Below are 21229 nucleotides of genomic sequence, written 5' to 3' on the forward strand. Positions count from 1 at the left end.
CCGCGATCGGTCCGCATCCGTGGACGCATTCGCACAGCAACGACCGAGGAGGAAACGTCATGCCGTGGTTCATCCTGGCGCTCGTCATCGCCGCCTTCGCGCTCGTCTACGGTCGGGCCCGCGCGTCGTGGTGGCTCGCGGCGCTGATCGTGTGGGTCGCGGCCGCGCACGTCAGCGGCGCGGCTGGCCCGCTGCTGACGACACTGCTCGCGATCGTGTTGGTGCTCCCCGCCCTCATGCTGACGATCAAGCCGCTGCGCCGCGCATGGCTCGCGAAACCGGTGCTCGACACGTTCGGCAAGGTCTTGCCGGAAATGTCGCCGACCGAGCGCGACGCGATCGAGGCCGGCACGGTCTGGTGGGACGCCGAGCTGTTCTCGGGCCGCCCGCATTGGGACACGCTGCTCGGCTATGGCCCGGCCATGCTCAGCGCCGAAGAGCAGGCGTTCCTCGACGTCGAATGCGAGCAGCTGTGCGAGCTCGCGAACGACTGGGAAACCACGATGCTCTGGCAGGACCTGTCGCCACCAACGTGGCAGTTCATCAAGCAGCACGGCTTTCTCGGCATGATCATTCCGAAGCAGTACGGCGGCAAACAGTTCTCCGCGTACGCGCATTCGCAGGTCATCATGAAGCTCGCGACGCGCTGCTCGGCCGCGGCCGTGTCGGTGATGGTGCCGAACTCGCTCGGCCCGGCCGAGTTGCTGATGCACTACGGCACCGACGCGCAGAAGAACTACTATCTGCCGCGTCTCGCGCGCGGCGAGGAAATCCCCTGCTTCGCGCTGACGAGCCCGTATGCCGGGTCCGACGCCGCCGCGATTCCCGATGTCGGCGTCGTCTGCAAGGACCTGCACGAGGGCCGCGAGACGCTCGGCTTTCGCGTCACGTGGGACAAGCGCTACATCACGCTCGGACCGATCGCCACGGTGCTCGGCCTGGCGTTCCGCGCGCTCGATCCCGACCATCTGCTCGGCGCGAACGACGAACCGGGCATCACGTGCGCACTGATTCCGACCGACCACCCCGGCGTCAACATCGGCCGCCGTCACTGGCCGTTGAACGCGGTGTTCCAGAACGGCCCGAACTCGGGCGAGGACGTGTTCATTCCGCTCGACTGGGTGATCGGCGGACGCGCCCAGGTCGGCAACGGCTGGCGCATGCTGATGGAGTGTCTGGCGGCGGGCCGCGCGATTTCGTTGCCGTCGTCGAACGTCGGCATGGCGAAGCTCGCGGTGCGCGGCACCGGCGCGTATGCCGCGCTTCGCCGCCAGTTCCGCACCGCCGTCGGCAACTTCGAGGGCGTGCAGGAAGCGCTCGGCCGCATGGGCGGCAATCTGTACGTGATGGACGCCGCGCGCCGCCTGTCCGCGCAGGCAGTCGATCTCGGCGAAAAGCCGTCCGTCATTTCGGCGATCGCCAAATATCACATCACCGAGCGCGCGCGGACGGTCATCAACGACGGCATGGACGTCGCGGCCGGCAAGGGCATCTGCATGGGGCCGTCGAATTTTCTGGCGCGCGCGTATCAGCAGATGCCGATCTCGATCACCGTCGAAGGCGCGAACATTCTGACGCGCTGCCTGATCATCTTCGGCCAGGGCGCGATTCGCTGCCATCCGTACCTGCTGAAGGAAATGACGGCGACGCGCGAGCCCGATCGCGTGAAAGGCTTGCGCGAATTCGACGCGGCGTTCTTCGGTCATGTGAACTTCACGATGTCGAACGTGGTGCGCTGCGTCGTGTACGGGCTGAGCGGCGGCGCGCTGATCGCGAAGCCGCGCAGCGCGTATGCGCCGCTTCATACGTACTATCGCGCGGCGACGCGTCTGTCGACCGTGTTCGCGCTGCTCGCCGACGTGTCGATGTTCGTGCTCGGCGGCGAGCTAAAGCGCCGGGAGCGGATCTCGGGGCGCCTCGGCGATGTGCTGTCGCAGCTCTACCTGATCTCGGCGACGCTGAAGCGTTTCGAGGACGAAGGCCGTCAGCAGGCCGACCTGCCGCTCGTGCGCTGGGGCGTCGAGGACGCGCTGTACAAGGCGCAACACGCGCTCGACGGCGCGCTCGCGAACTACCCGGACCGTGTTGCCGCGACGCTCGTGCGCGTGCTCGCGTTCCCGTTCGGCCTACCGCATCGCGAGCCGTCGGATCGGCTCGGCAGCGAGATCGCCGAGTTGATGCAAACGCCCGGCGCCGCGCGCGAGCGGCTCGTGGCCGACTCGTACGTGCCGCATCCCGATGTCGATGCGCTCGGCTTTGGCGAGCTCGTGTTCGCGCTGAATCCGCCATTCACGCGGATCGAGCAGAAGCTGCGCGACGCGGTCAGGCAGGGGTTGCTCGAACCGATGCCGCAAAGCCTGCCGCAGCTCGCCACATGGACCGATGCGGCGCAACGCCAGGGGCTCATCGACGCGGACGAGCGGCGCGTGCTCGACGACTACGCGCGCTATGGCGCGCAGGTCGTCAAGGTCGACGATTTCGCCGCCGACTTCGACCTGCTCGCGCATCTGCAACAGCGCAAGCAGGCGCTCGACAAGGCGCTGGAGTTCGCGGCGTGACGAGCGCGCTCGCGCCGAAAAAACTGTCGACGCGGCGCCGCAAACCGTACCCGAGTCACACGACTCAAGGCACACTGACACACGTCCGGCGCCCCTGAAGAAACCCGCAGGCCAGCGGCGGCGCGTCCAGCGGAGCAACCGATAACATGAACGACTCCTACCTGAAGTTCGTCAACTCGCCGTTTGGCGGCCGTCTCGCGCGCTCGCTCGGGCTGCCGACGCCCGAGGTGCTGCGGCGCTATCGCGCGGACCGGCCCGAGTTCGACGGCCTGATCGCGATCGGCGCGGGCCGCGAGCCGCGCCTGTTGGACGCGTTCGCGAGTCTGATCGCGAGCGTCGGCATGACGAGCGTCGCACATGAAAGCGCCGGGCTCTGGATACCGCTCGCCACTCGCCACGGTCTGATGACCGGCCGCTTCGAGCCGGCCGAAGCCGGTTCGCCGGGCAAGCTCGCCGCGCTGCTGTTCGACGCGAGCGGTATCGACGACAGCAGCCTGCTCGAACCGCTGCACGGCTTTTTCCACGACACGCTGCGCTCGCTCGGCAGGTGTGGGCGCATCGTCGTGCTGGGCCGGCCGCCCGAGGCCTGCGCGAGCCCGCGTCAGTGGACCGCTCAGCGCGCGCTCGAAGGGCTCGTGCGCTCGCTCGGCAAGGAAGCGCGGCGCGGCATCACTGCGAATCTCGTGTATGTCGAGGAAGGCGCTGAAAGCGGCATCGAGGCGACGCTGCGCTTCTTTCTGTCGCCGCGCTCGGCGTACGTGTCGGGCCAGGTGGTGCGGATCGCGGCGCATCGCGCGCTCCCGCACGACGCGCCCGCGTTCGACTGGCGCCAGCCGCTCGCCGGCCGGCGCGCGCTCGTCACGGGCGCCGCGCGCGGCATCGGCGCCGCGATCGCGAGCGTGCTCGCGGCCGAGGGCGCGCATGTGATCGGTCTCGACGTTCCGTCGGCGCGCGACGCGCTCGATGCGACGATCCGTCAGCTGAACGGCAGCGTGCTCGCGTTCGACATCGCCGCGCCCGAAGCGTCCGCGCAGATCGCCGCCGCGCTCGACGAGCTCGGCGTCGACATCGTCGTGCACAACGCCGGCATTACCCGGGACAAGACCATCGCGAAGATGACCGATGCCGCGTGGCAAAGCGTGATCGACATCAACCTGAGCGCGCAGGAGCGCATCGACGACGCGCTGCTCGCGGGCGGCATCCTGCGCGACGGCGGGCGTGTCGTCGCGGTGTCGTCGATCAGCGGCATTGCGGGCAATCCCGGCCAGACCAACTACGCGACGTCGAAGGCGGGGGTGATCGGCCGCGTACAGAGCATGGCGCCGCAACTGCGCGCGCGCGGCATTACGATCAACGCGGTCGCGCCCGGCTTCATCGAAACGCAGATGACCGCGAAAATGCCGCTCGCGATCCGCGAGGCCGGCCGCCGCATGAACTCGATGAGCCAGGGCGGCCAGCCCGTCGACGTCGCGCAGACCATCGGATGGCTCGCGCATCCGGGCTCGGCGGGTGTGACGGGCCAGGTCGTGCGCGTGTGCGGTCAAAGCCTGGTTGGCGCCTGAACGGGAGCATGGGCATGGAAGAACCGCGTGACCCGTTCGGCAGCCGTCAGCTTGTGCCCGCGCCGGGCGGCGACGGCGCGCGGCCGAAAACCGTCGTCATCGACACCCTGCCCGCGCCGGCGAAGCTGTATGGACGCGCGCTGGCGGGCATCGTCAAGCGCGGACGCGACACGCGGCTGCCGCCATTGCGGCTCGTGCGCCCCGCCGTCGCGCTCGAGCCCGGCCCCGTGTGGCGCTATGCGCGCGTGTGCGGCTTCATTCCCGAGCACGGCGTACCGCTCACCTACCCGCACCTGCTCGCGTTTCCGCTGCATCTGCTGATGCTGACCGACCCCGCGTTTCCGTGGCCCGCGCTCGGACTCGTGCATCTGGCCAATCACGTGCGGCTGCGCCGGCCGCTCGCATTCAAGGACCTGCTGCGCATCGAGGTCGAATTCGGCGCGCTGCTGCGTCACGACAAGGGCCAGGCGTTCGTCGTGCATACGCGCATCTATCGACGCGGCGAGCCGGTGTGGGACGGCGACAGCGTCTATCTGAAGCGCGCGGTGCCGGCGCTCGGCCATCCGCTCGAAGCGTTGACGCTCGGCTCCGATGCGCTGCAACGGATCGCGCGCTGGCAGCTCGCGCCGCAACTGGGCCGCGACTACGCGAGCGCGTCCGGCGACTACAACCCGATCCACATCAGCGCGCTGTCAGCGAAAGCGTTCGGCTTTCCGCGCGCGATCGCGCATGGCATGTGGACGCTCGCGCGTGCCGCGTCGTCGCTGCAGCCGCCGAAGCCGCTCGCCGAAGCGACACTCAGCGCCGAGTTCAAGGTGCCGATGCTGCTGCCGGGCGAAGCGTCGCTGTGGAGCGCATCGCCGTCGCTGATCGAGCGGGATATCGAGGTGCGCGATATCGCCGGAGAAAAGCCGCATTTACGCGGACGCATGCAGTGGCGGCTGCTGTGAGCCGCGAGCGCGCCGTTCACATCGTTCGCATCGTCCGCATCGCCCGATAATCCGGGAACGAGCCAAAGGAGCCGAGCATGCCCCACCCGCAACCCGCCGTGCGCCGCGTCGCCATCGTGGGGGGCAACCGGATTCCGTTTGCCCGCTCGAATACCGCGTACGCGAGCGCATCGAATCAGGACATGCTGAGCTTCACGCTGCAAGGGTTGATCGATCGCTACGGCCTGCACGGCGTGCGTCTAGGCGAAGTCGCGGCGGGCGCGGTCGTCAAGCATTCGCGCGACTTCAACCTGACGCGCGAGTCCGTGCTGTCCACCACGCTCGCGAAGGAAACCCCCGCCTATGACGTGCAGCAGGCCTGCGGCACCGGCCTCGAAGCCGCGATCCTCGTCGCCAACAAGATCGCGCTCGGGCAGATCGACGCGGGCATCGCGGGTGGCGTCGATACCACGTCCGACGTGCCGATCGGCGTCAACGAGCGGATGCGCAAGATCCTGCTCGAAGCGAATCGCGGCAAGAGTACGGGGCAGCGTATCTCCGCGCTCAGCAGGCTGCGGCCCGGCATGTTCTTCAAGCCCCTCCTGCCGCGCAACGGCGAGCCGCGCACGGGGCTGTCGATGGGCGAGCATTGCGAGTTGATGGCCAAGCGCTGGAACATCTCCCGGGAGGCGCAGGACGTACTCGCATACGACAGCCATCGCAAGCTCGCCGATGCGTACGCGCGCGGCTTCGTCAACGATCTGATGACGCCGTACAAGGGCCTCGCGCGCGACAACAACCTGCGCGCCGACCTGTCGCTCGAACAGCTCGGCATTCTCAAGCCGGTGTTCGACCGCGACGCCGGCACGCTGACCGCCGGCAATTCGACGCCGCTGACCGACGGCGCGTCCGCGGTGCTGCTCGCGAGTGAGGCGTGGGCGGCCGAGCGCGGCTTGCCGGTGCTCGCGTATCTGAGCTGGTCGGAAACGGCGGCGGTCGACTTTTTCGACCAGCAGGAAGGCCTGTTGATGGCGCCCGTCTACGCGGTGCCGCGCATGCTCGCGCGCGCGGGCCTCGCGCTGCAGGACTTCGATTTCTATGAAATCCACGAAGCGTTCGCGGCGCAGGTGTTGTGCACGCTCGCGGCATGGCAGGATGACGAATATTGCCGCACGCAGCTTGGCCTCGCCGGCGCGCTCGGCGCGATCGATCGCGCGAAGCTCAACGTGAACGGCGGTTCGCTCGCAACCGGCCATCCGTTTGCGGCGACGGGCGGACGCATCGTCGCCGCGCTCGCGAAGATGCTCGCACAGCTCGACAAACCGGCCGGCAGCGCACGCGGGCTGATCTCGATCTGCGCGGCGGGCGGCCAAGGGGTCGTCGCGATTCTGGAACGCTAGCGCGGCAGCGCATACCAACATTTTCAGGAGGCAACCGATGACCGAGCCCACCCAAGCCCCGCTGCACGTGCCGGACGCAGGCGGTACGCCTGTTCAAAACCCGGTGCCCAACCCGGCGCCGAACACCGACGGCATCTGGTACGCGTCCTATCCTGACCACGTGCCGCGCGACATCGACGTCACGCAATACGAGTCGCTCAGCCAGTTCTTCGACGAATGCATCGAGCAGTTCCGCGAGCGCGTCGCCTACGTCAGCGTCGGCGCGAACATGACGTACGGCGAGTTGGGCCGCAAGGCGAGCGCGTTCGCGGCGTATCTGCAAAGCATCGGCGTGCAGCCGGGCGAGCGCGTCGCGATCATGCTGCCGAACACGTTCCAGTATCCGGTCGCGCTGTTCGGCGCGATCAAGGCGGGCGCGGTGGTCGTCAACGTGAATCCGCTGTACACGGTGCGCGAACTCGCGCATCAGTTGAAAGACAGCGGCGCGCAGACGATCGTCGTGTTCGAGAGCTTCGCGAAGACGCTCGAAGATGCATTGCCCGGCACCAAGGTGCGCAACGTGATCGTGACCGGCCTCGGCGATCTGCTTGCCGACGGCCTCAATGTGAAGGGACACCTGCTCAATTTCGTGCTGCGTCACGTCAAGAAAATGGTGCCCGCCTACAAGCTGCCGCAGGCGGTGCCGCTGTTGAAAGCGCTTTCGGCCGGTTATTCGCGGCCGCACACGCCGGTGCACGCGATCCACGACGACATCGCATTCCTGCAGTACACCGGTGGCACGACCGGCGTCGCAAAAGGCGCGATGCTCACGCACCGCAACATCATCGCCAATCTGTTGCAGGCGAAGGCGTGGGCCGCGGGGCAGCTGTCCGGCGACGGGGAAACGGTGCTCACACCGCTGCCGCTTTATCACATCTACTCGCTGACCGTGAACGCGCTGATCTTCATGGGGCTCGGTGGGCGCAACATCCTGATCGCGAATCCGCGCGACATCAAGCGCGTGATGATGATCATCCGCCACGAAAAGTTCACTGGCATGACCGCGGTCAACACGCTCTATAACGCGTTCCTCGACAACGAGGAATTCCGCCGGCGCGACTTCTCGGGCCTGAAGCTCGCGATGGCAGGCGGCATGGCGACCCAGAAAGCCGTCGCCGAGCGCTTCAAGGCGGTGACGGGCAAGCCGATCGTCGAGGGCTACGGGCTGACCGAGTGCTCGCCGATCGTATCGATGAATCCGGTCGAGCTGGGCAAGCAGCGCGACTTCGAAGGCTCGATCGGCCTGCCCGCGCCGTCCACGCAGGTGCGCTTCAGGAAGGACGATGGCAGCTGGGCCAACGTCGGCGAGGCGGGCGAGCTATGCGTGAAGGGTCCGCAGGTCATGAAGGGCTACTGGAACCGCCCCGACGAAACCGCGAAGGTGATCGACGACGACGGCTGGCTCGCGACCGGCGACATCGGCGTGATGGATTCGCGCGGCTTTATCCGGCTGATCGATCGCAAGAAGGACCTGATCATCGTGTCGGGCTTCAACGTGTATCCGAACGAAATCGAGGACGTGATCGCCGCGCATCCGGACGTGCGCGAAGTGGCCGCGATCGGCGTGCCCGACCCCGCGCAGGGCGAGCGCGTAAAGGTGTTTATCGTGCGGCGCACGCCGACGCTCACCGCCGAGCAGGTGATCGCGTACTGCCGCAAGAATCTGACCGGCTACAAGGTGCCGAAGCTCGTCGAGTTCCGCGACGAGCTGCCGCAAACCAACGTCGGCAAAATTCTGCGCCGCGCGTTGCGCGACGAGGAACTGGCGAAGCAGAAGTCTGCCTGACGGGAATAAGGATTGCGTTGGTACGTTATTGCCTTATCGGCCGTGGCATTTTTCTGGAGGTATTCATGAAGCACCGCGGGTTGGGAAGTTCGTTGCTGAGTGCGCTCGTTGCCGGCGCCGCCCTGCTTTCGGTGCAGACAGCCTTCGCGCAGAACGACGACCGCCCGCCCCCGCTCAACACCGCGAGCGCCGTCAAGCCGCCGGCCACGCCGGCCGCTCAGGTCGGCAAGCTGACGCTCGACAACCAGGTCAAATGGCTGCGCGCCGCGCAGCAAAGCGGCACGCTCGAAAAACTCAGCGACGCGCAACTGGTCGCGCTGTTCCAGTCGCTCGATCCGCTGGCGCTGCCGCGCTATTTCAAGGAAGGGCCGAACGGCTACCCGTCGTACGAGTTCACGATGTCGCGCTCCGAACGCATTCGCGGCGTGTGGCCCGAGCAGCCCGATCACATGCTGGTGCGCGTCGCGCACAACCCGCTGCGGATCTACGCGAAGTGGCTGCCCGACGGCGCGCACGCGGGCCAGGAAATCATCTACGACGAATCGAAACGCAGCGACCAAACGTACGGCCACCTCGGCGGCATCATGAACGTGATGCCGTTGTGGACGTCGCTGACCGGCGCGCTCGCACGCTCGCAATCGAATCACAGCGTGCGCGATCTCGGCACCGAGTACGTCGTCCAACAATATCTGAGCGAAGGCAGGAAATACACCGAGGCCGGCTTGCCGCGTTCGACGCAGATCGAAGTGAAGACGATCGACGGCGTGCGCGTCGTCGCGTTCACATTCGAAACACCGGTCGGCCAGCCGGAGTTCTACGCAAAGAAGGAAACGCTCGGGCTCGATTTGCGGCATCCGTTCTTTCGCAGCATCGAGTCTTACGACAACGACGGCAGGCTCTTCGAGCAGATCGTGTTCGAGAACATCACGCCGAAGACGTTCGACGATTCGACCTTCGATCCGAAGAACAAGGACTATCAGTTCTAGCCGCGCGCGCTGCGTGGCGTCAGCGCGAAGGCCACGTACGCGGGTTGCGCGTGCAGCCCGTCGCGCGCTTCGTGACTATGCTCGACGAAGCGTCCCATGCGAAGCGCGAGGCGTTGCAGGATGAAGTAATCGGACGCGCGCGTGAAGCCGATCAGCGCGGGAATCGCGTGCGGGGTCCGGCCGTCGTCGAGCAGCGGCGCGAGCGTAGTGAACCAGAGCGCGCCGGCGTCATCGCCGGTTTCGAAGGTTGGCAACCGAAGATGCGCGGCATAGCGCGCGAACGACGCGCCGCATTCGAGGGTCGAGTCGACGATCGCGAACGCGCGCGCGTCATTAGCGCATGAAGCGGCTTGCGCGAGCCACGGCCATGCGCCGCCCGCGGCCGTCGCGAGCCATGCGCCGGTGAGCATGAAAGTGCGTCGATCCATTGGCGTGCCAGTCCCGTTCTGTTTGCGGTTCAGTTTGCCGGGCGAGTGGGCACTCGCCGCTCATGTGTATCCGCGCCGGTCGCGCCACGCCGCCGGCCAGATGCCCTGCTTGCCCGGCGCGAGAATCCCGTTCGGGTCGAGCGCATCCTTCAGCGTTTCCGCGAAACGCAGCAACGCGCCGTCGTTGAAGCTGTATTGCGCGGCCGCAAAGTCCATATACGCGAGATGCGCGCGATATTCGCCGTAGCCGGCCGCGCGCGCATCGCTCATCAGCGAGCGCAGCAGCGCGCCGGCCTGCTCCACCTGGTTCGCGTCGTCGCGATCGAAAATCGCCGAGAAAATGTGGTGCAGATGCCGCGCGCCCGCCGTGAAGCCGCCGTAGTAATCGAAGCCGTATTCCGCGGCGCGCGCCTTGACCATCGTGTACTGGCGCATTGCGTCGCGCCCGGTCGCCGGACAGATCGGCGCGAAATCGACGTGCGCGCCCGCGCCGCCGCGCCAGTCGAGCATGCGAAACGCGGTCATTGCGGGAATGCCGGCCATGTTGCGGTCGCCACCACCGGTCGGCTGCGCGTCGCCCGCATAACGCGCCGCCGTGAGCCGCGCCTGTGGCACCCGCGCGAACGCGCGCTCGATCAGCGCATGGCGCGCGTCGATCAACTCGGGCGTGCCGTACAGCGCGAAATGCAGATTCCAGCGTCCAACGCCGAGCTTGTCGAGCATCGCCTGCACCGCGCTCTCCGGCATCGCGCCCGCGCCGTCGTACCATTGTCGGCGTGGCGACAGGCTCGCCGCGCGCCGCAAACCGCCCTCGATCACCGCGTGATTGCGGATCGTGCCGTCGAGCCGCAGCGGCCGCAGAAGCTCGACGATCGCCTCCAGGTCCGCCTCGCGACGAAACTGGATTTCGCCGAGCAGGTACGCGGGCGGCGCGGGCATCAGCCACACGCCGAGCTTCGTGACGATGCCGTAGTTCGACTGCATGAACATCGCATCGAACGACGGCCCGTAGCCGGGCTGATACAGCTGCCAGGCGGTGCCGATCTCGATGCCGCCCATGCCGGTGCGCAGCACGTCGCCGTTGGCGAGCACCACCTCCATCCCGCATTGTGCGGCCGCGTGATCGCCGTAGTCGGTATAGCCGAAGCCGCGCTCGAGCGTGTTGCCGACCACGCTGCCCCAGCCGGCGGCCGGCGGATCGACCCACAGCTTGTAGCCCTTGTCGCGCAGATGCGCGTACAGCTCGAAATAGCTGACGCCGGGCTCGACGAGCGCATAGGCGAGCGTTTCGTCGACGTCGAGGATGCGGTTCATGCGCTGCAGGTCGAGCACGACCGAGCCGGTCAGACGCGGCGCGGCGCCGCCGTACGCGAAGTTGCGCCCGGTCGACACGGTCCACAGCGGAATCCGGTATTGATTGGCGATGCGCAGCGCCGCGCGAATTTCATCGACCGACGCGGGCAGCAGCGCGGCGCTGGCGGCAAACGCGCGTCGCTCGCCGGGCGCAAACGGATCGACATAGACGGCGAGGTCGGCGTCGGAACTCAGCACGTGCGCGTCACCGACGACCGCGCGCCAGCCGGCGAGCGCGCGGTCGAACTGCGCGGCGGACAGGTTGGGGGGCAGCGTCTGGGGCAAGGCGTCTCCTTGTCGGGCACCCGGCGGCCGCGGTCGCGCGGGCAGCAATTCGCCGCTGACGGCCTTTACGACATGCTACCGCCCGCTACTGCTGCCAGCTCTCAGGCTTGCCACCGAGCGCATTGCACACGTCGATCGCGATCTCGCGCAGCTTGCCTTCCGCGATCGCGCCGGACAGCGCGTAGCCCATACCGTCGTTGATCCAGTAGAAAGTGCGGCGGTTGCCGTCGCGAAACAGGCGGAACACGGTTTCGTCGCGCCCGGTGCCGGTCACATACAGCGTCAGGCGCGCGCCGGCCTGGTTCTCGTACATGAACTGCGCGGCCGGACCCGCCTCGCCGGGCAATAGCCGGCCGCCCACCAGCGAATAACCATACTCCTGCAGCGACGGCACCGACAGCGGACGGTTCAGTCGCTTCGACAGCCACGTGATCAGATGCGCCTCTTCGCTCGCGGCGACTTCGACCGGATGACGCCGCTCGGGCGTGTACACCGCGTACGCGACGTCCGCGCGCTGCGCAAAACCGGCCGGCTGGCCGCCGAAGCCGCCCCACGCGCCGCCGATCAGCCGCGGCGCGAACGGACCGAGCGCCAGCGCGAGCCCGGCGCCGGCCGCGAGCCAGCAGGCGGCGAGACCCGCGCGCTGCCACCACGGCCGCATACGACGCACGACGATAAAAGCCGGCTCCTGCTCCTGCGCGGGCTGGCGGCCGGCATCAGGACGCTCGCCGGGTTCGGCAGCCGGTTGCTGGCCGTCGGCCTGCTGCCCTGCTTGCGCTTGCCGCGCATCGCTGCCCGCCGCGCCGCACAGCGCGCGCAGTGCCGCCTTCTGTGCGCGCCACGCGGCGACGCGCGCGGCGGCCTGAGGATGCTCGCGAAGCTGCGTTTCGATCGCGGCGCGCCGATCATCCGGCAATTCGCCATCGACATAGGCCGACAGCGCGCGCAGATCGAGCTCGGCGGGCAAGCCTGAATCGAAGTCGTCGTTGTCCATTATCGGTTTCTCACCACTTTCAGCGGGGCGACTTTGTGTGCCGCTCGCGGCGCACCGGGCTGCGCTCCGTGCATCGGCCCCGGCGGCTGCTCGCACAGCAACGCGCGCATATGCTCGCGCGCCCGCGACAGCCGCGACATCACCGTACCGATCGGCACCCCCAGCGCGCTCGACGCCTCCTGGTACGACAGCTCTTCGACGCACACCAGCAGCAGCACCTCACGCTGCTCGAGCGGCAGGCAGTACAGCGCGCGCTGCACGTCGCGCAGCACCAGACCGTCGACCTCGCCATGCGGCGCTTCCAGATTGCGCCACGGCGCGCTTTCGTCGTCGACGGCGATCTCGCGACGCCCGCGCAACTGGTCGATGTACAGATGCCGCAGGATCGTCAGCAACCACGCGCGCAGATTGCTGTTCGGCCGGAACGCCGACCAGCGCGCAAGCGCACGCTCCGCCGTATCCTGCACGAGATCGTCGGCCCAGGCGTGGTCGCCGGTCAGTGCGCGCGCATAGCGGCGCAGCTGCGGCAACCACGCGATCACTTCCGCTTCGAATGTCACCCGGCGTGCCAGGCCCGGTCGCGGCGTTAGTAGCCGCCGCCGCTGCTGTTGCTGTTGCCGCTCGAGCTCGACGCGGCGTTGTCGGTATCGGCCGCGTGTGCGAGGGAGCCGCACGCGAGCGCGAGCAGTACGAAGAGCGCTGACAGAATACGGGATGCTTTCATGGTGGAGCCTCCTGGCAGATGCCCGGCGCGCGATCGACCGACCGGCGCGGCGGGCGGCAGGCCGCGGAATGCGGTGCTGCCATACTGGACTTAACGCCGCGATCGCATGGTTTATTCCACCGCCGTCGTGGCGCTGTTTTGCCGCGCTGTTTCTCCGGGCTTCTGCGCGGCGCTTCGACGCCGCCGCCGTGGTCGCGCAACATGCCCCTATGTTCTTCCTTTTCCGCCAACCATGCCGGCAATGCCTGGAGAGGCCGGAATAAGCCGCCATTGACCAGCAGATTCGTAACTCAACGTTACAGTGCCGCGTTATCGGATGCTTATGTCCTCACAAGCCGTTATAGTGGACAAAGTTCGCCCCGTCGACGCGTTCTGCCCCGCATAGACCAGAAGGGGTAAAATCGCTGCGAACCACCGTCTATCTAACCTGAATTCTCCATGGCTTCCGCAGAATCGCATCCGCAAAACGACTTCATGAACGCTGCGCGCAAGGAACGAAAGCGCGTCGAGATCTATCTGGTCAACGGCATCCGCCTGACCGGATGCATCGAGTCGTTCGATCAGTACCTGGTGATGCTGCGCACGCCGGTTGGCCTGCAAGGCATCTACAAGCGCGCGATTTCCACGATCCAGCTCGACACCGGCACGCGGCCGGCGCCGCGCACGGGCCGAACGTCGCATGGCGAACATGGCGCGCGCGGTCCGCATGGTTCGCGCGAACATCGCGAGCCGCGTGAATCGTATGGCGGGTCGTCGTCGGAACGTGCGCCGAGCGATCGCGGCAGCGGCAACACCGAAGGCCCGGTGGTCGTCACGCGGCGCCGTCGTCTGTTCGGCACCGGCGGCGAAGGCGGCAATCATGGCGGCAACCACGGCGGCGGCAGCCCCGGCGGCAATCACGAATAAATACGAAACCGCGGTAACGGCCGCGCCTCGCTACTCCGTGGACGGACCGAGGCGCAGCAGAATTTTCTCCAGTTGCATCAGCTGCCGCCCGGTCAACTCGAATCTCCCCTTGACCGCCAGCACGCGGCGCCGCCAGTAGCCGGTGTCGAACACGTGCAGTGCCGGTTGGCGTGTCGCCCAATCCAGGTGTTCCAGTTCGGTTTCCACGACATGCGCTGCGAGCACACGTCGCGTACCCGCCGGCTTTGTCCCGTTCATGTGGTTGGCTGTGTGATGGATCGATGGAGCGGTCATTCGCGGCGCAGGCGTGGCCGCGACACTCGGAGAACGAATCGATGCCGGCCGGTTTCAAACGACGCGCCTGCGCGATTCGGCCGGCGCTCACCAATAGCCGCGATGCGCTATGCTGAATGATTGATTCTACCGATGGAGCGCGCCATGACCAGCAAAAGCCAGCATGCTTCCCAGCCTGCGCGCACGCGCCGGACGCCGCCGACGTCCGCCGACATCAGACTCGACGAAGCGCTGATGGAAAGCTTCCCCGCCAGCGATCCGATCGCCGTCGACGTGACGGAGCCGTCTCGCGAGCGGATGCGCAAAACGAAGGCGGACAAGCACAGACGGCATTGAGGTCGAGCCGTCTCGCGTCGTGACCAGCGAAGAAACGCTGATGACTGGAGATGCCGAAGAGCCCCGCGGCTGAAATGCGATGGGCCGGCTAACGGCGCGCGCAACGCACCGGCCAACCCTACTCGCGCACGAGCCGGACGGTGCATCGATTTGCGCGCCGACCCGCCCTACCACGAAGGCTCACACCGCCGTGCTCAATGCACCGGCAAGCCGCTGTCGAGCTGACGCTGCAAGTCGCGCACCTGACGCTGCGCAACGCGCAACTGATCCTGCGCGGCCGCCTTCTGCTGCGCCAATTCGGTCGCCTCGGCGCGCTTCTGCTCCTGCTGGCTCGCGACGATGCTCTGCTGCTGACGCGCGACGTCGAGGTCGGCCTGCAGCCGGCTCGCGCGTTCCTGCGACAGCGCGACCATGCGCTGCGTGAACGCCTTCTGCGCTTCGAGTCGAGTACGACGGATCTCGACATCCGACAGCTGCATCGTCTGCCGCGCGAAATCCTTGTAGATGAGCTCGGCGCGCGCGGCGTCCTGCGTCTTGATCACGCGCCAGAAGTTCTTCTGTTGGAACAGCGCGACGTAGTAGGTCATCTCCTTGCCGTAGAACAGCAGGCTCGCGCCGTAGGTGCCGTTATACGTGGTGCGCAATTCGCTGAGATCCGCGCCGTGGATCATCTGCTGCAATTCCGCCACGTTGCCGGTGGCGGATTGCCGGTTTTCATCCGGCGTCAGTGCAGTGGTCTCCGCCTGGCCGGCCTGCTGCGTGTCGGGCAACGCGGTCGCCGTGCCCGGCTGGGACACGACTGCGCTGCTTGCGCCACTGTTCTGCTGAGCCTGTGCATTCGCGCCCTGAAGGGCCCCCAATACGATGCATGCGGCCAGAGCAATCTCTCGTAGCTTTGACTTTCGGTCCATGTAGTACCTGCTGTTAACAGATTTTGTTTTAGTTGAAACGGGGCATTATTACTCAGTTTCGCGGGTTTCGGGCTCTTCATCGAAAATTTGGTACTTGCGCATTTTCTCCGATAGAACCTTGCGGCTAATCCCAGACAAAGCGCTGTATCCTGCCGGCGCCGAACCGTTCGCGTCGCGCAGTCCGCGCATCAACGCGACGTTCTCCTATCAGCTGAATTGACACGCTTCAGAAATGCTGCGCGCTGATTAGAAGCTCCACTATCAAACGGAGCGTGCACTTTCGCGTATTCTGCGCTGACGATGCAAATGGCACGCCACTGACATCGTCCTGCATCGCGAAGTCCGGTCGCACATCCGACCGCGATGCCCATAACGCCGCGCGACCACGATCGCGCGGTCTCACGTCAAGGAGGAAGACAATGACGCAATTCACTCAACGTGCCCGCACGCTCGCGCTGCGCACCGTTCGTCACGCCGCACTAGCAGGCGCCCTGCTCGCCGGTGCCGTGACCGCGATGGCGCAGACCGGTACACCGATCGGCACGTGGCAAACCATCGACGATCACACGGGCCAGCCTAAGGCGCTCGTGCAGATCACACAGGACGGCAATGGCGAACTGAACGGCAAGGTTATCAGGGGTATCGGCGCGAATGAGCAGCCAGATCGCCGCTGCACCGAATGCACCGACGCGCGCAAGGATCAACCGATTCTCGGCATGACGATCATCAACAGCATGAAGAAGGATGGCGACGCCTGGGATCACGGCCAGATCCTCGATCCTGAAAACGGCAAGCTCTACAAGTGCAAGATGCGTCTCGAAGACGGCGGCAACAAACTCGTGGTGCGTGGCTATATTGGTGTCGCGCTGCTCGGCCGCTCGCAGACGTGGATTCGACAGCAGTGAGGTTCGACGTTCAGCGCGTGCGTGGCGCCTCGCACCTCGTCTGAATGAGCGCGTCGCGCTGCGAAGATGGCGCGCCTAGCACCAGGAGTGGAACGTAAAAAAACGGCCGGCGATCACGAATCGCGCGGCCGTTTTCATTGTGGCAAGCTGTTTGCGATGGTCATGCGGCCTGCTTGAACGATGCAGCGCAAGCGGACGGCGGCGCCGGCACCGGCGTGGCCGGTGCCGGGTTGTATACGGCCGGAGGAACACGGAACGCCGCGCGCGCGCGCCGCCGGGCCGCGGCGCGTTTCTTCGGTGCGCTGATGTGCGTGCGCATGCGTGCTTCCATCAATCTGCAGAGATCTTCGCTCGCGGCGCCGAGCAGTTGCTCCGTGACGGGCTTGAGCGCTCCCGATTCGTACCACGACTTGAAGCGGCGATGACAGGTCTGATACGACGGGTAGCGGCGCGGGATTGCGGACCAGGTGGCCCCGCTATACATGACCCACAGCACGCCGTTGAGCACCGAGCGGGTATCGGCAAGCGGACGGCCACGCATTTCGATACGCGGCCGGAGTTCGGGCAGCAGTGGCGCAACGCGCTGCCATTCTTCATCGGTGATTTCGCGATACGGGTTCATGCTTCCTCCTTTGTCAGAACAACGACAAAAGATAGCTAGTCATCCGTGTGCAAACTATCAGACCACTCCGAATCCTGAAAATGTGTGGTGCGCCGAGGCTCAGGTCAGAGACGTATCGACGATCCGGCGCGGCGTGTCGAGATACTCCTTCGACTGCATCTCGACGATGCGCGACACCGTACGCGTGAATTCGTTGGCCATCGGACCGTCGACGTACAACTGCTCCGGCGGCACCGCAGCCGACATCAGCAGCTTGACCTTGTGGTCGTAGAACACGTCGATCAGCCAGGTGAAGCGACGCGCTTCCGACGCCATGCGCACCGACATTTGCGGCACGTCCGACAGGATCACCGCGTGGAAGCGGCTCGCGAGTTCGAGGTAGTCGTTCTGCGAGCGCGGGCCGCCGCACAGCGTCGCGAAGTCGAACCAGACGACGCCGTCCGCGCGGCGCAGCGCCTTCAGCTCGCGCTTCTCGATATGCAGCAGCGGGCTTTCGTCGGGCACCGCGGCGAGGCGAGCGAAGGCGTCGCGCAGCGCCTTGCCGGCGGCGGCGTCCAGCGGCGTGTGATAGACCTCCACCTGCGCGAGCGTGCGCTGCCGGTAGTCGATCCCCGCGTCGACGTTGATCACATCGAGCTTCTGCTTGATCAGCTCGATCGCGGGCAGCATGCGGTCGCGATGCAGTCCGTCCGGGTACAGCGTGTCGGGATCGTAGTTGGACGTCATCACGAACTGCACGCCGTTCTCGAACAGCTTGTCGAGCAGTCGATACAGAATCATCGCGTCGGCAATATCCGACACGTGGAATTCGTCGAAGCAGATCAGCCGATAGCGCTTCGCAATGCGGCGCGCGAGTTCGTCGAGCGGATCGGCCCGGCCTTTGAGTTCTTCGAGTTCTCGATGCACTTCGCGCATGAACTCGTGAAAATGCAGACGCGTTTTGCGATGCAACGGCACGATCATGTAGAAGCTGTCCATCAGGAAGCTCTTGCCGCGGCCCACGCCGCCCCACATGTACACGCCGCGCGGCAGATCCGGGTGAATGATCAGCTTCCTGAACGCGTTCGAGCGGCGCGACTTGTATGCGGCCCACTCTTCATAGCACCGCTGCAGGCGGTCGACCGCCGCGCGCTGCGCCGGATCGGATTGGTAACCGCGCGTCTGCAGTTCTTTTTCGTAGTATTCGGTGACGTTCATCGTGTTGCTGCAAAAAGAAAGGCGGGAGGGAGTGAACCCCGCCCGCCTTCGGTGATGCCAAGGTTGCGTTTCGGCCAGGCGTGCGCGCTTACATGTTCAGCGCACGCTTGTCGACGGCGAGAGCCGCTTCGCGCATGACTTCCGACAGCGACGGGTGCGGATGGCAAATTCGGCCGATGTCCTCCGACGCGGCCTTGAACTCCATCGCCACCACGGCTTCCGCGATCAGGTCCGATGCGTTCGCCGAAATGATGTGCACGCCGAGCAGTTCGTCGGTCTTCGCGTCGGCGATCATCTTGACGAAACCGTCCGCCTTGTTGATACCGAGCGCGCGGCCGTTCGCCATGAACGGGAATTGGCCCGTCTTGATCTCGCGGCCTTCGGCCTTCAGCTGCTGCTCGGTTTTGCCGACCCAGGCGATTTCCGGTTCGGTGTAGATCACCCACGGAACGCAGTTGTAGTCGATGTGCGGCTTCTGGCCGTCGATCACTTCCGCGACCAGCACGCCTTCGTCCTCAGCCTTGTGCGCGAGCATCGGGCCGCGCACCACGTCGCCGATCGCGTACACGTTCGGCACAGCCGTCGCGCAGTGGTCGTCCACGTCGATGAAGCCGCGCTCGTTGGCCTTCAGGCCGATCGCTTCGAGGCCGAGGTTGTCGGTGTTCGGCACGCGGCCGACCGACACGATCAGGCGGTCCGTTTCGAGCGTCTGCGCGTTGCCGTCCTTGTCCGTGTAGGCGATCGTCACGCCGTTCGCGCTCGTCTTCACTTCGCCGACCTTCACGCCGACCTGGATGTCGAGACCCTGCTTCTTGAACTGCTTGGCCGCTTCCTTCGACAGCGCCTGATCCGCCGCGCCGAGGAATTCCGGCAGCGCTTCGAGCACGGTCACGTCCGCGCCGAGGCGGCGCCATACCGAGCCGAGTTCCAGACCGATCACGCCTGCGCCGATCACGGTGAGCTTCTTCGGTGCGGAGTCGAACGACAGTGCGCCTTCGTTGTCGGCGATCAGCTTGTTGTCGACCGGAATGCCCGGCAGATGGCGCGCCTTCGAACCCGTCGCGATGATCACGTTCTTCGCCGTGACGACTCCCGTTTCGCCTTCGCCGCTCACTTCGATCTGCACGCCGGCGTCCGTCTTGCCGGTAAACTTGCCATGACCCTTGAGCCACGTGATCTTGTTCTTGCGGAACAGGAATTCGATGCCCTTGGTCATCTTCTCGACGATGCCGTCCTTGCGGTCCATCATCTTTGAGATATCGACTGAGACGTTTTCCACCGAGATGCCGTGGTCGGCGAGGTGATGCGACGCGTTTTCAAACTCTTCCGACGACGCGAGCAGCGCCTTCGACGGAATGCAGCCGACGTTCAGGCAGGTGCCGCCGAGCTTCAGCGTGCCGGCCGGGTTCTTCCACTTTTCGATACATGCGACGGTCTTGCCGAGCTGCGCTGCGCGGATGGCGGCGATATACCCGCCCGGGCCTGCGCCGATCACGACGACGTCAAATTCTTTGGACATGACAATCCCTTTGATGGCTGAACGGCGCCGGGCCACTCGAGGTGGCGCGCGCCGTTCCTGTACTGCGGAATGCTAAAGACATGCTACGGATGACACCGGCCCGCGCGAGGCGCAGGCGGGCGTCGGTGGAACGTGCGCTTACAGGTCGAGCAGCAGGCGAGCGGGATCTTCCAGCGCGTCCTTCATTGCGACCAGCGACAGCACTGCTTCGCGGCCGTCGATGATACGGTGGTCGTACGACAGCGCGAGGTAGTTCATCGGGCGGATCACGATCTGGCCGTTTTCGACCACAGCGCGTTCCTTCGTGGCGTGCACGCCGAGAATCGCGGACTGCGGCGGGTTGATGATCGGGGTCGACAGCATCGAGCCGAACACACCGCCGTTCGAGATCGAGAACGTACCGCCGGTCATTTCTTCGATCGACAGCTTGCCGTCCTTCGCCTTCTGACCGAATTCGGCGATCTTCTTCTCGATGTCGGCGAGGCTCAGCTGATCTGCATTGCGCAGGATCGGCACCACCAGACCGCGCGGCGAGCCGACAGCGATACCGATGTCGAAGTAGCCGTGATAGACGATGTCGTTACCGTCGATCGACGCGTTCACGAGCGGGAACTTCTTCAGCGCGTGAACAGCCGCCTTCACGAAGAACGACATGAAGCCGAGCTTCACGCCGTGTTCCTTCTCGAACTTGTCCTTGTACTTGTTGCGCAGATCCATGACCGGCGCCATGTTCACTTCGTTGAACGTCGTGAGGATGGCGTTGGTTTGCTGCGACTCGAGCAGACGCTCGGCGATACGCGCGCGCAGACGCGACATCGGCACGCGCTGTTCCGGACGGTCTTTCAGCCACTGGTCGGCCGATGCCGGAGCCTTGACGTCCGGCAGCGACGGCTTCGCAGCCTTCGGAGCGGCAGCCGGAGCCGGTGCAGCCTTGGCAGCCGGAGCGCCGGCGACGAGCACGTCGCCCTTCGTGATACGGCCGTCGCGGCCCGTGCCGGCGACGTCGCCAGCAGCCAGACCCTTTTCGGCCATCAGCTTGCCGGCAGCCGGCGAAGCAGCGGTGCTCGAGCCCGTTGCGGCAGCAGCCTGAGCAGCCGGCGCGGGAGCCGTAGCCGGTGCGGCGACCGGAGCCGGCTTGACTTCGGCTTCGACAGCGGCGGCGCTTGCGGTGCCTTCGGTGTCGATCTTCGCGATCACCTGCTCAGCCGCGACCGTGTCGCCGTCGTTCGAGATGACTTGCGCCAGCACGCCTGCAGCCGGTGCCGGCACTTCGAGCACGACCTTGTCGGTCTCGATTTCGATGAGGATTTCGTCCTGAGCGACAGCCTCGCCGGGCTTCTTCTTCCACTGCAGCATGGTCGCTTCCGAGACCGACTCGGAGAGCTGGGGAACCTTGACTTCAACAATAGCCATTATGAGTATCCTGAATACGTATCGGGTGACGGCGCTTCTTCACGACCGCCTGCGAACCGTGAGCGCCGCGCCTGAACCACAT

20 protein-coding genes and 1 pseudogene are annotated in these 21229 nt (G+C 65.9%); 9 read left to right on the forward strand and 12 right to left on the reverse strand.

Annotation, left to right across the window (positions count from 1 at the left end; genetic code table 11):
• Positions 1 to 59: 59 nt before the first annotated feature.
• The 6 genes from F6X42_RS03025 to F6X42_RS03050 all read left to right on the forward strand — a co-directional run bounded on the left by F6X42_RS03025 (position 60) and on the right by F6X42_RS03050 (position 9260).
• Positions 60 to 2558 carry an acyl-CoA dehydrogenase gene (locus F6X42_RS03025; protein ID WP_187632784.1) on the forward strand — a complete coding sequence of 833 codons (2499 nt, stop codon included), beginning with the start codon at positions 60 to 62 and terminating at the stop codon, positions 2556 to 2558.
• A 146-nt stretch (positions 2559 to 2704) separates the two neighbouring features.
• Entirely contained in the window at positions 2705 to 4120 is a 1416-nt protein-coding gene (locus tag F6X42_RS03030; protein ID WP_187632785.1) for a 3-oxoacyl-ACP reductase, read from the forward strand.
• Between the two features lie 14 nt (positions 4121 to 4134).
• Positions 4135 to 5070 (forward strand): MaoC/PaaZ C-terminal domain-containing protein, encoded by a 936-nt coding sequence (locus F6X42_RS03035; RefSeq protein WP_187632786.1) that lies wholly within the window; start codon positions 4135 to 4137, stop codon positions 5068 to 5070.
• Positions 5071 to 5147: 77 nt separating this feature from the next.
• Positions 5148 to 6449, forward strand: coding sequence for an acetyl-CoA C-acetyltransferase (locus tag F6X42_RS03040; protein WP_187632787.1), 1302 nt, complete (start codon positions 5148 to 5150; stop codon positions 6447 to 6449).
• A gap of 37 nt (positions 6450 to 6486) precedes the next feature.
• Positions 6487 to 8274: an AMP-binding protein gene (locus F6X42_RS03045; protein ID WP_187632788.1), complete on the forward strand. Its 1788-nt coding sequence runs from the start codon at positions 6487 to 6489 to the stop codon at positions 8272 to 8274.
• A gap of 65 nt (positions 8275 to 8339) precedes the next feature.
• On the forward strand, positions 8340 to 9260 hold the full coding sequence (locus F6X42_RS03050) for a DUF1571 domain-containing protein (RefSeq protein ID WP_246529929.1): 921 nt from the start codon (positions 8340 to 8342) through the stop codon (positions 9258 to 9260).
• Here the strand turns inward: F6X42_RS03050 and F6X42_RS03055 are convergent.
• The 5 genes from F6X42_RS03055 to F6X42_RS03075 form a co-directional block, all read right to left on the reverse strand.
• Positions 9257 to 9688 (reverse strand): hypothetical protein, encoded by a 432-nt coding sequence (locus F6X42_RS03055; protein WP_187632789.1) that lies wholly within the window; start codon positions 9686 to 9688, stop codon positions 9257 to 9259. The two genes, F6X42_RS03050 and F6X42_RS03055, sit on opposite strands and share 4 nt — an antisense overlap.
• A gap of 60 nt (positions 9689 to 9748) precedes the next feature.
• The gene (locus F6X42_RS03060; RefSeq protein WP_187632790.1) at positions 9749 to 11326 is read right to left on the reverse strand and encodes an FAD-binding oxidoreductase; all 1578 of its coding nucleotides are present in this window, start codon (positions 11324 to 11326) and stop codon (positions 9749 to 9751) included.
• An 85-nt stretch (positions 11327 to 11411) separates the two neighbouring features.
• Positions 11412 to 12320, reverse strand: a complete 909-nt coding sequence (locus tag F6X42_RS03065) for an anti-sigma factor family protein (RefSeq protein ID WP_187632791.1) — start codon at positions 12318 to 12320, stop codon at positions 11412 to 11414.
• Positions 12320 to 12880, reverse strand: a complete 561-nt coding sequence (locus F6X42_RS03070) for an RNA polymerase sigma factor (RefSeq protein ID WP_187632792.1) — start codon at positions 12878 to 12880, stop codon at positions 12320 to 12322. The genes F6X42_RS03065 and F6X42_RS03070 overlap by 1 nt, the downstream gene beginning before the upstream one ends.
• 26 nt (positions 12881 to 12906) lie before the next feature.
• Positions 12907 to 13044, reverse strand: a complete 138-nt coding sequence (locus tag F6X42_RS03075) for a hypothetical protein (RefSeq protein ID WP_187632793.1) — start codon at positions 13042 to 13044, stop codon at positions 12907 to 12909.
• A gap of 438 nt (positions 13045 to 13482) precedes the next feature.
• Here F6X42_RS03075 and hfq point away from each other — a divergent pair, with 438 nt between their 5' ends.
• Positions 13483 to 13950, forward strand: coding sequence for an RNA chaperone Hfq (hfq, locus tag F6X42_RS03080; RefSeq protein WP_187632794.1), 468 nt, complete (start codon positions 13483 to 13485; stop codon positions 13948 to 13950).
• 30 nt (positions 13951 to 13980) lie between these two features.
• Here the strand turns inward: hfq and F6X42_RS03085 are convergent, their stop codons facing one another.
• Positions 13981 to 14208, reverse strand: a complete 228-nt coding sequence (locus F6X42_RS03085) for a hypothetical protein (RefSeq protein ID WP_187632795.1) — start codon at positions 14206 to 14208, stop codon at positions 13981 to 13983.
• Between the two features lie 180 nt (positions 14209 to 14388).
• Here F6X42_RS03085 and F6X42_RS03090 point away from each other — a divergent pair, with 180 nt between their 5' ends.
• Positions 14389 to 14580 carry a hypothetical protein gene (locus tag F6X42_RS03090; RefSeq protein ID WP_187632796.1) on the forward strand — a complete coding sequence of 64 codons (192 nt, stop codon included), beginning with the start codon at positions 14389 to 14391 and terminating at the stop codon, positions 14578 to 14580.
• A 194-nt stretch (positions 14581 to 14774) separates the two neighbouring features.
• Here the strand turns inward: F6X42_RS03090 and F6X42_RS03095 are convergent, their stop codons facing one another.
• Both F6X42_RS03095 and F6X42_RS43775 read right to left on the reverse strand, forming a co-directional pair.
• On the reverse strand, positions 14775 to 15491 hold the full coding sequence (locus F6X42_RS03095) for a DUF2968 domain-containing protein (RefSeq protein WP_187632797.1): 717 nt from the start codon (positions 15489 to 15491) through the stop codon (positions 14775 to 14777).
• Between the two features lie 48 nt (positions 15492 to 15539).
• A pseudogene (locus tag F6X42_RS43775) lies at positions 15540 to 15626 on the reverse strand (helix-turn-helix domain-containing protein); the annotation flags it as partial.
• 284 nt (positions 15627 to 15910) lie between these two features.
• Between F6X42_RS43775 and F6X42_RS03100 the strand changes: the two are divergent.
• Complete coding sequence (locus tag F6X42_RS03100) at positions 15911 to 16396, forward strand: DUF2147 domain-containing protein (RefSeq protein WP_187632798.1); 486 nt, start codon at positions 15911 to 15913, stop codon at positions 16394 to 16396.
• 160 nt (positions 16397 to 16556) lie between these two features.
• Here the strand turns inward: F6X42_RS03100 and F6X42_RS03105 are convergent, their stop codons facing one another.
• The 4 genes from F6X42_RS03105 to odhB all read right to left on the reverse strand — a co-directional run bounded on the left by F6X42_RS03105 (position 16557) and on the right by odhB (position 21147).
• Positions 16557 to 17018, reverse strand: coding sequence for a transposase (locus F6X42_RS03105; protein ID WP_187632799.1), 462 nt, complete (start codon positions 17016 to 17018; stop codon positions 16557 to 16559).
• A 99-nt stretch (positions 17019 to 17117) separates the two neighbouring features.
• Positions 17118 to 18215, reverse strand: a complete 1098-nt coding sequence (gene zapE, locus F6X42_RS03110; protein WP_187632800.1) for a cell division protein ZapE — start codon at positions 18213 to 18215, stop codon at positions 17118 to 17120.
• Positions 18216 to 18303: 88 nt separating this feature from the next.
• Positions 18304 to 19734 (reverse strand): dihydrolipoyl dehydrogenase, encoded by a 1431-nt coding sequence (gene lpdA / locus F6X42_RS03115; protein ID WP_187632801.1) that lies wholly within the window; start codon positions 19732 to 19734, stop codon positions 18304 to 18306.
• Positions 19735 to 19872: 138 nt separating this feature from the next.
• Complete coding sequence (gene odhB / locus F6X42_RS03120; protein ID WP_187632802.1) at positions 19873 to 21147, reverse strand: 2-oxoglutarate dehydrogenase complex dihydrolipoyllysine-residue succinyltransferase; 1275 nt, start codon at positions 21145 to 21147, stop codon at positions 19873 to 19875.
• Positions 21148 to 21229: the final 82 nt, after the last annotated feature.

Source organism: Paraburkholderia podalyriae, assembly GCF_014397785.1.
Taxonomy (GTDB): domain Bacteria; phylum Pseudomonadota; class Gammaproteobacteria; order Burkholderiales; family Burkholderiaceae; genus Paraburkholderia; species Paraburkholderia podalyriae.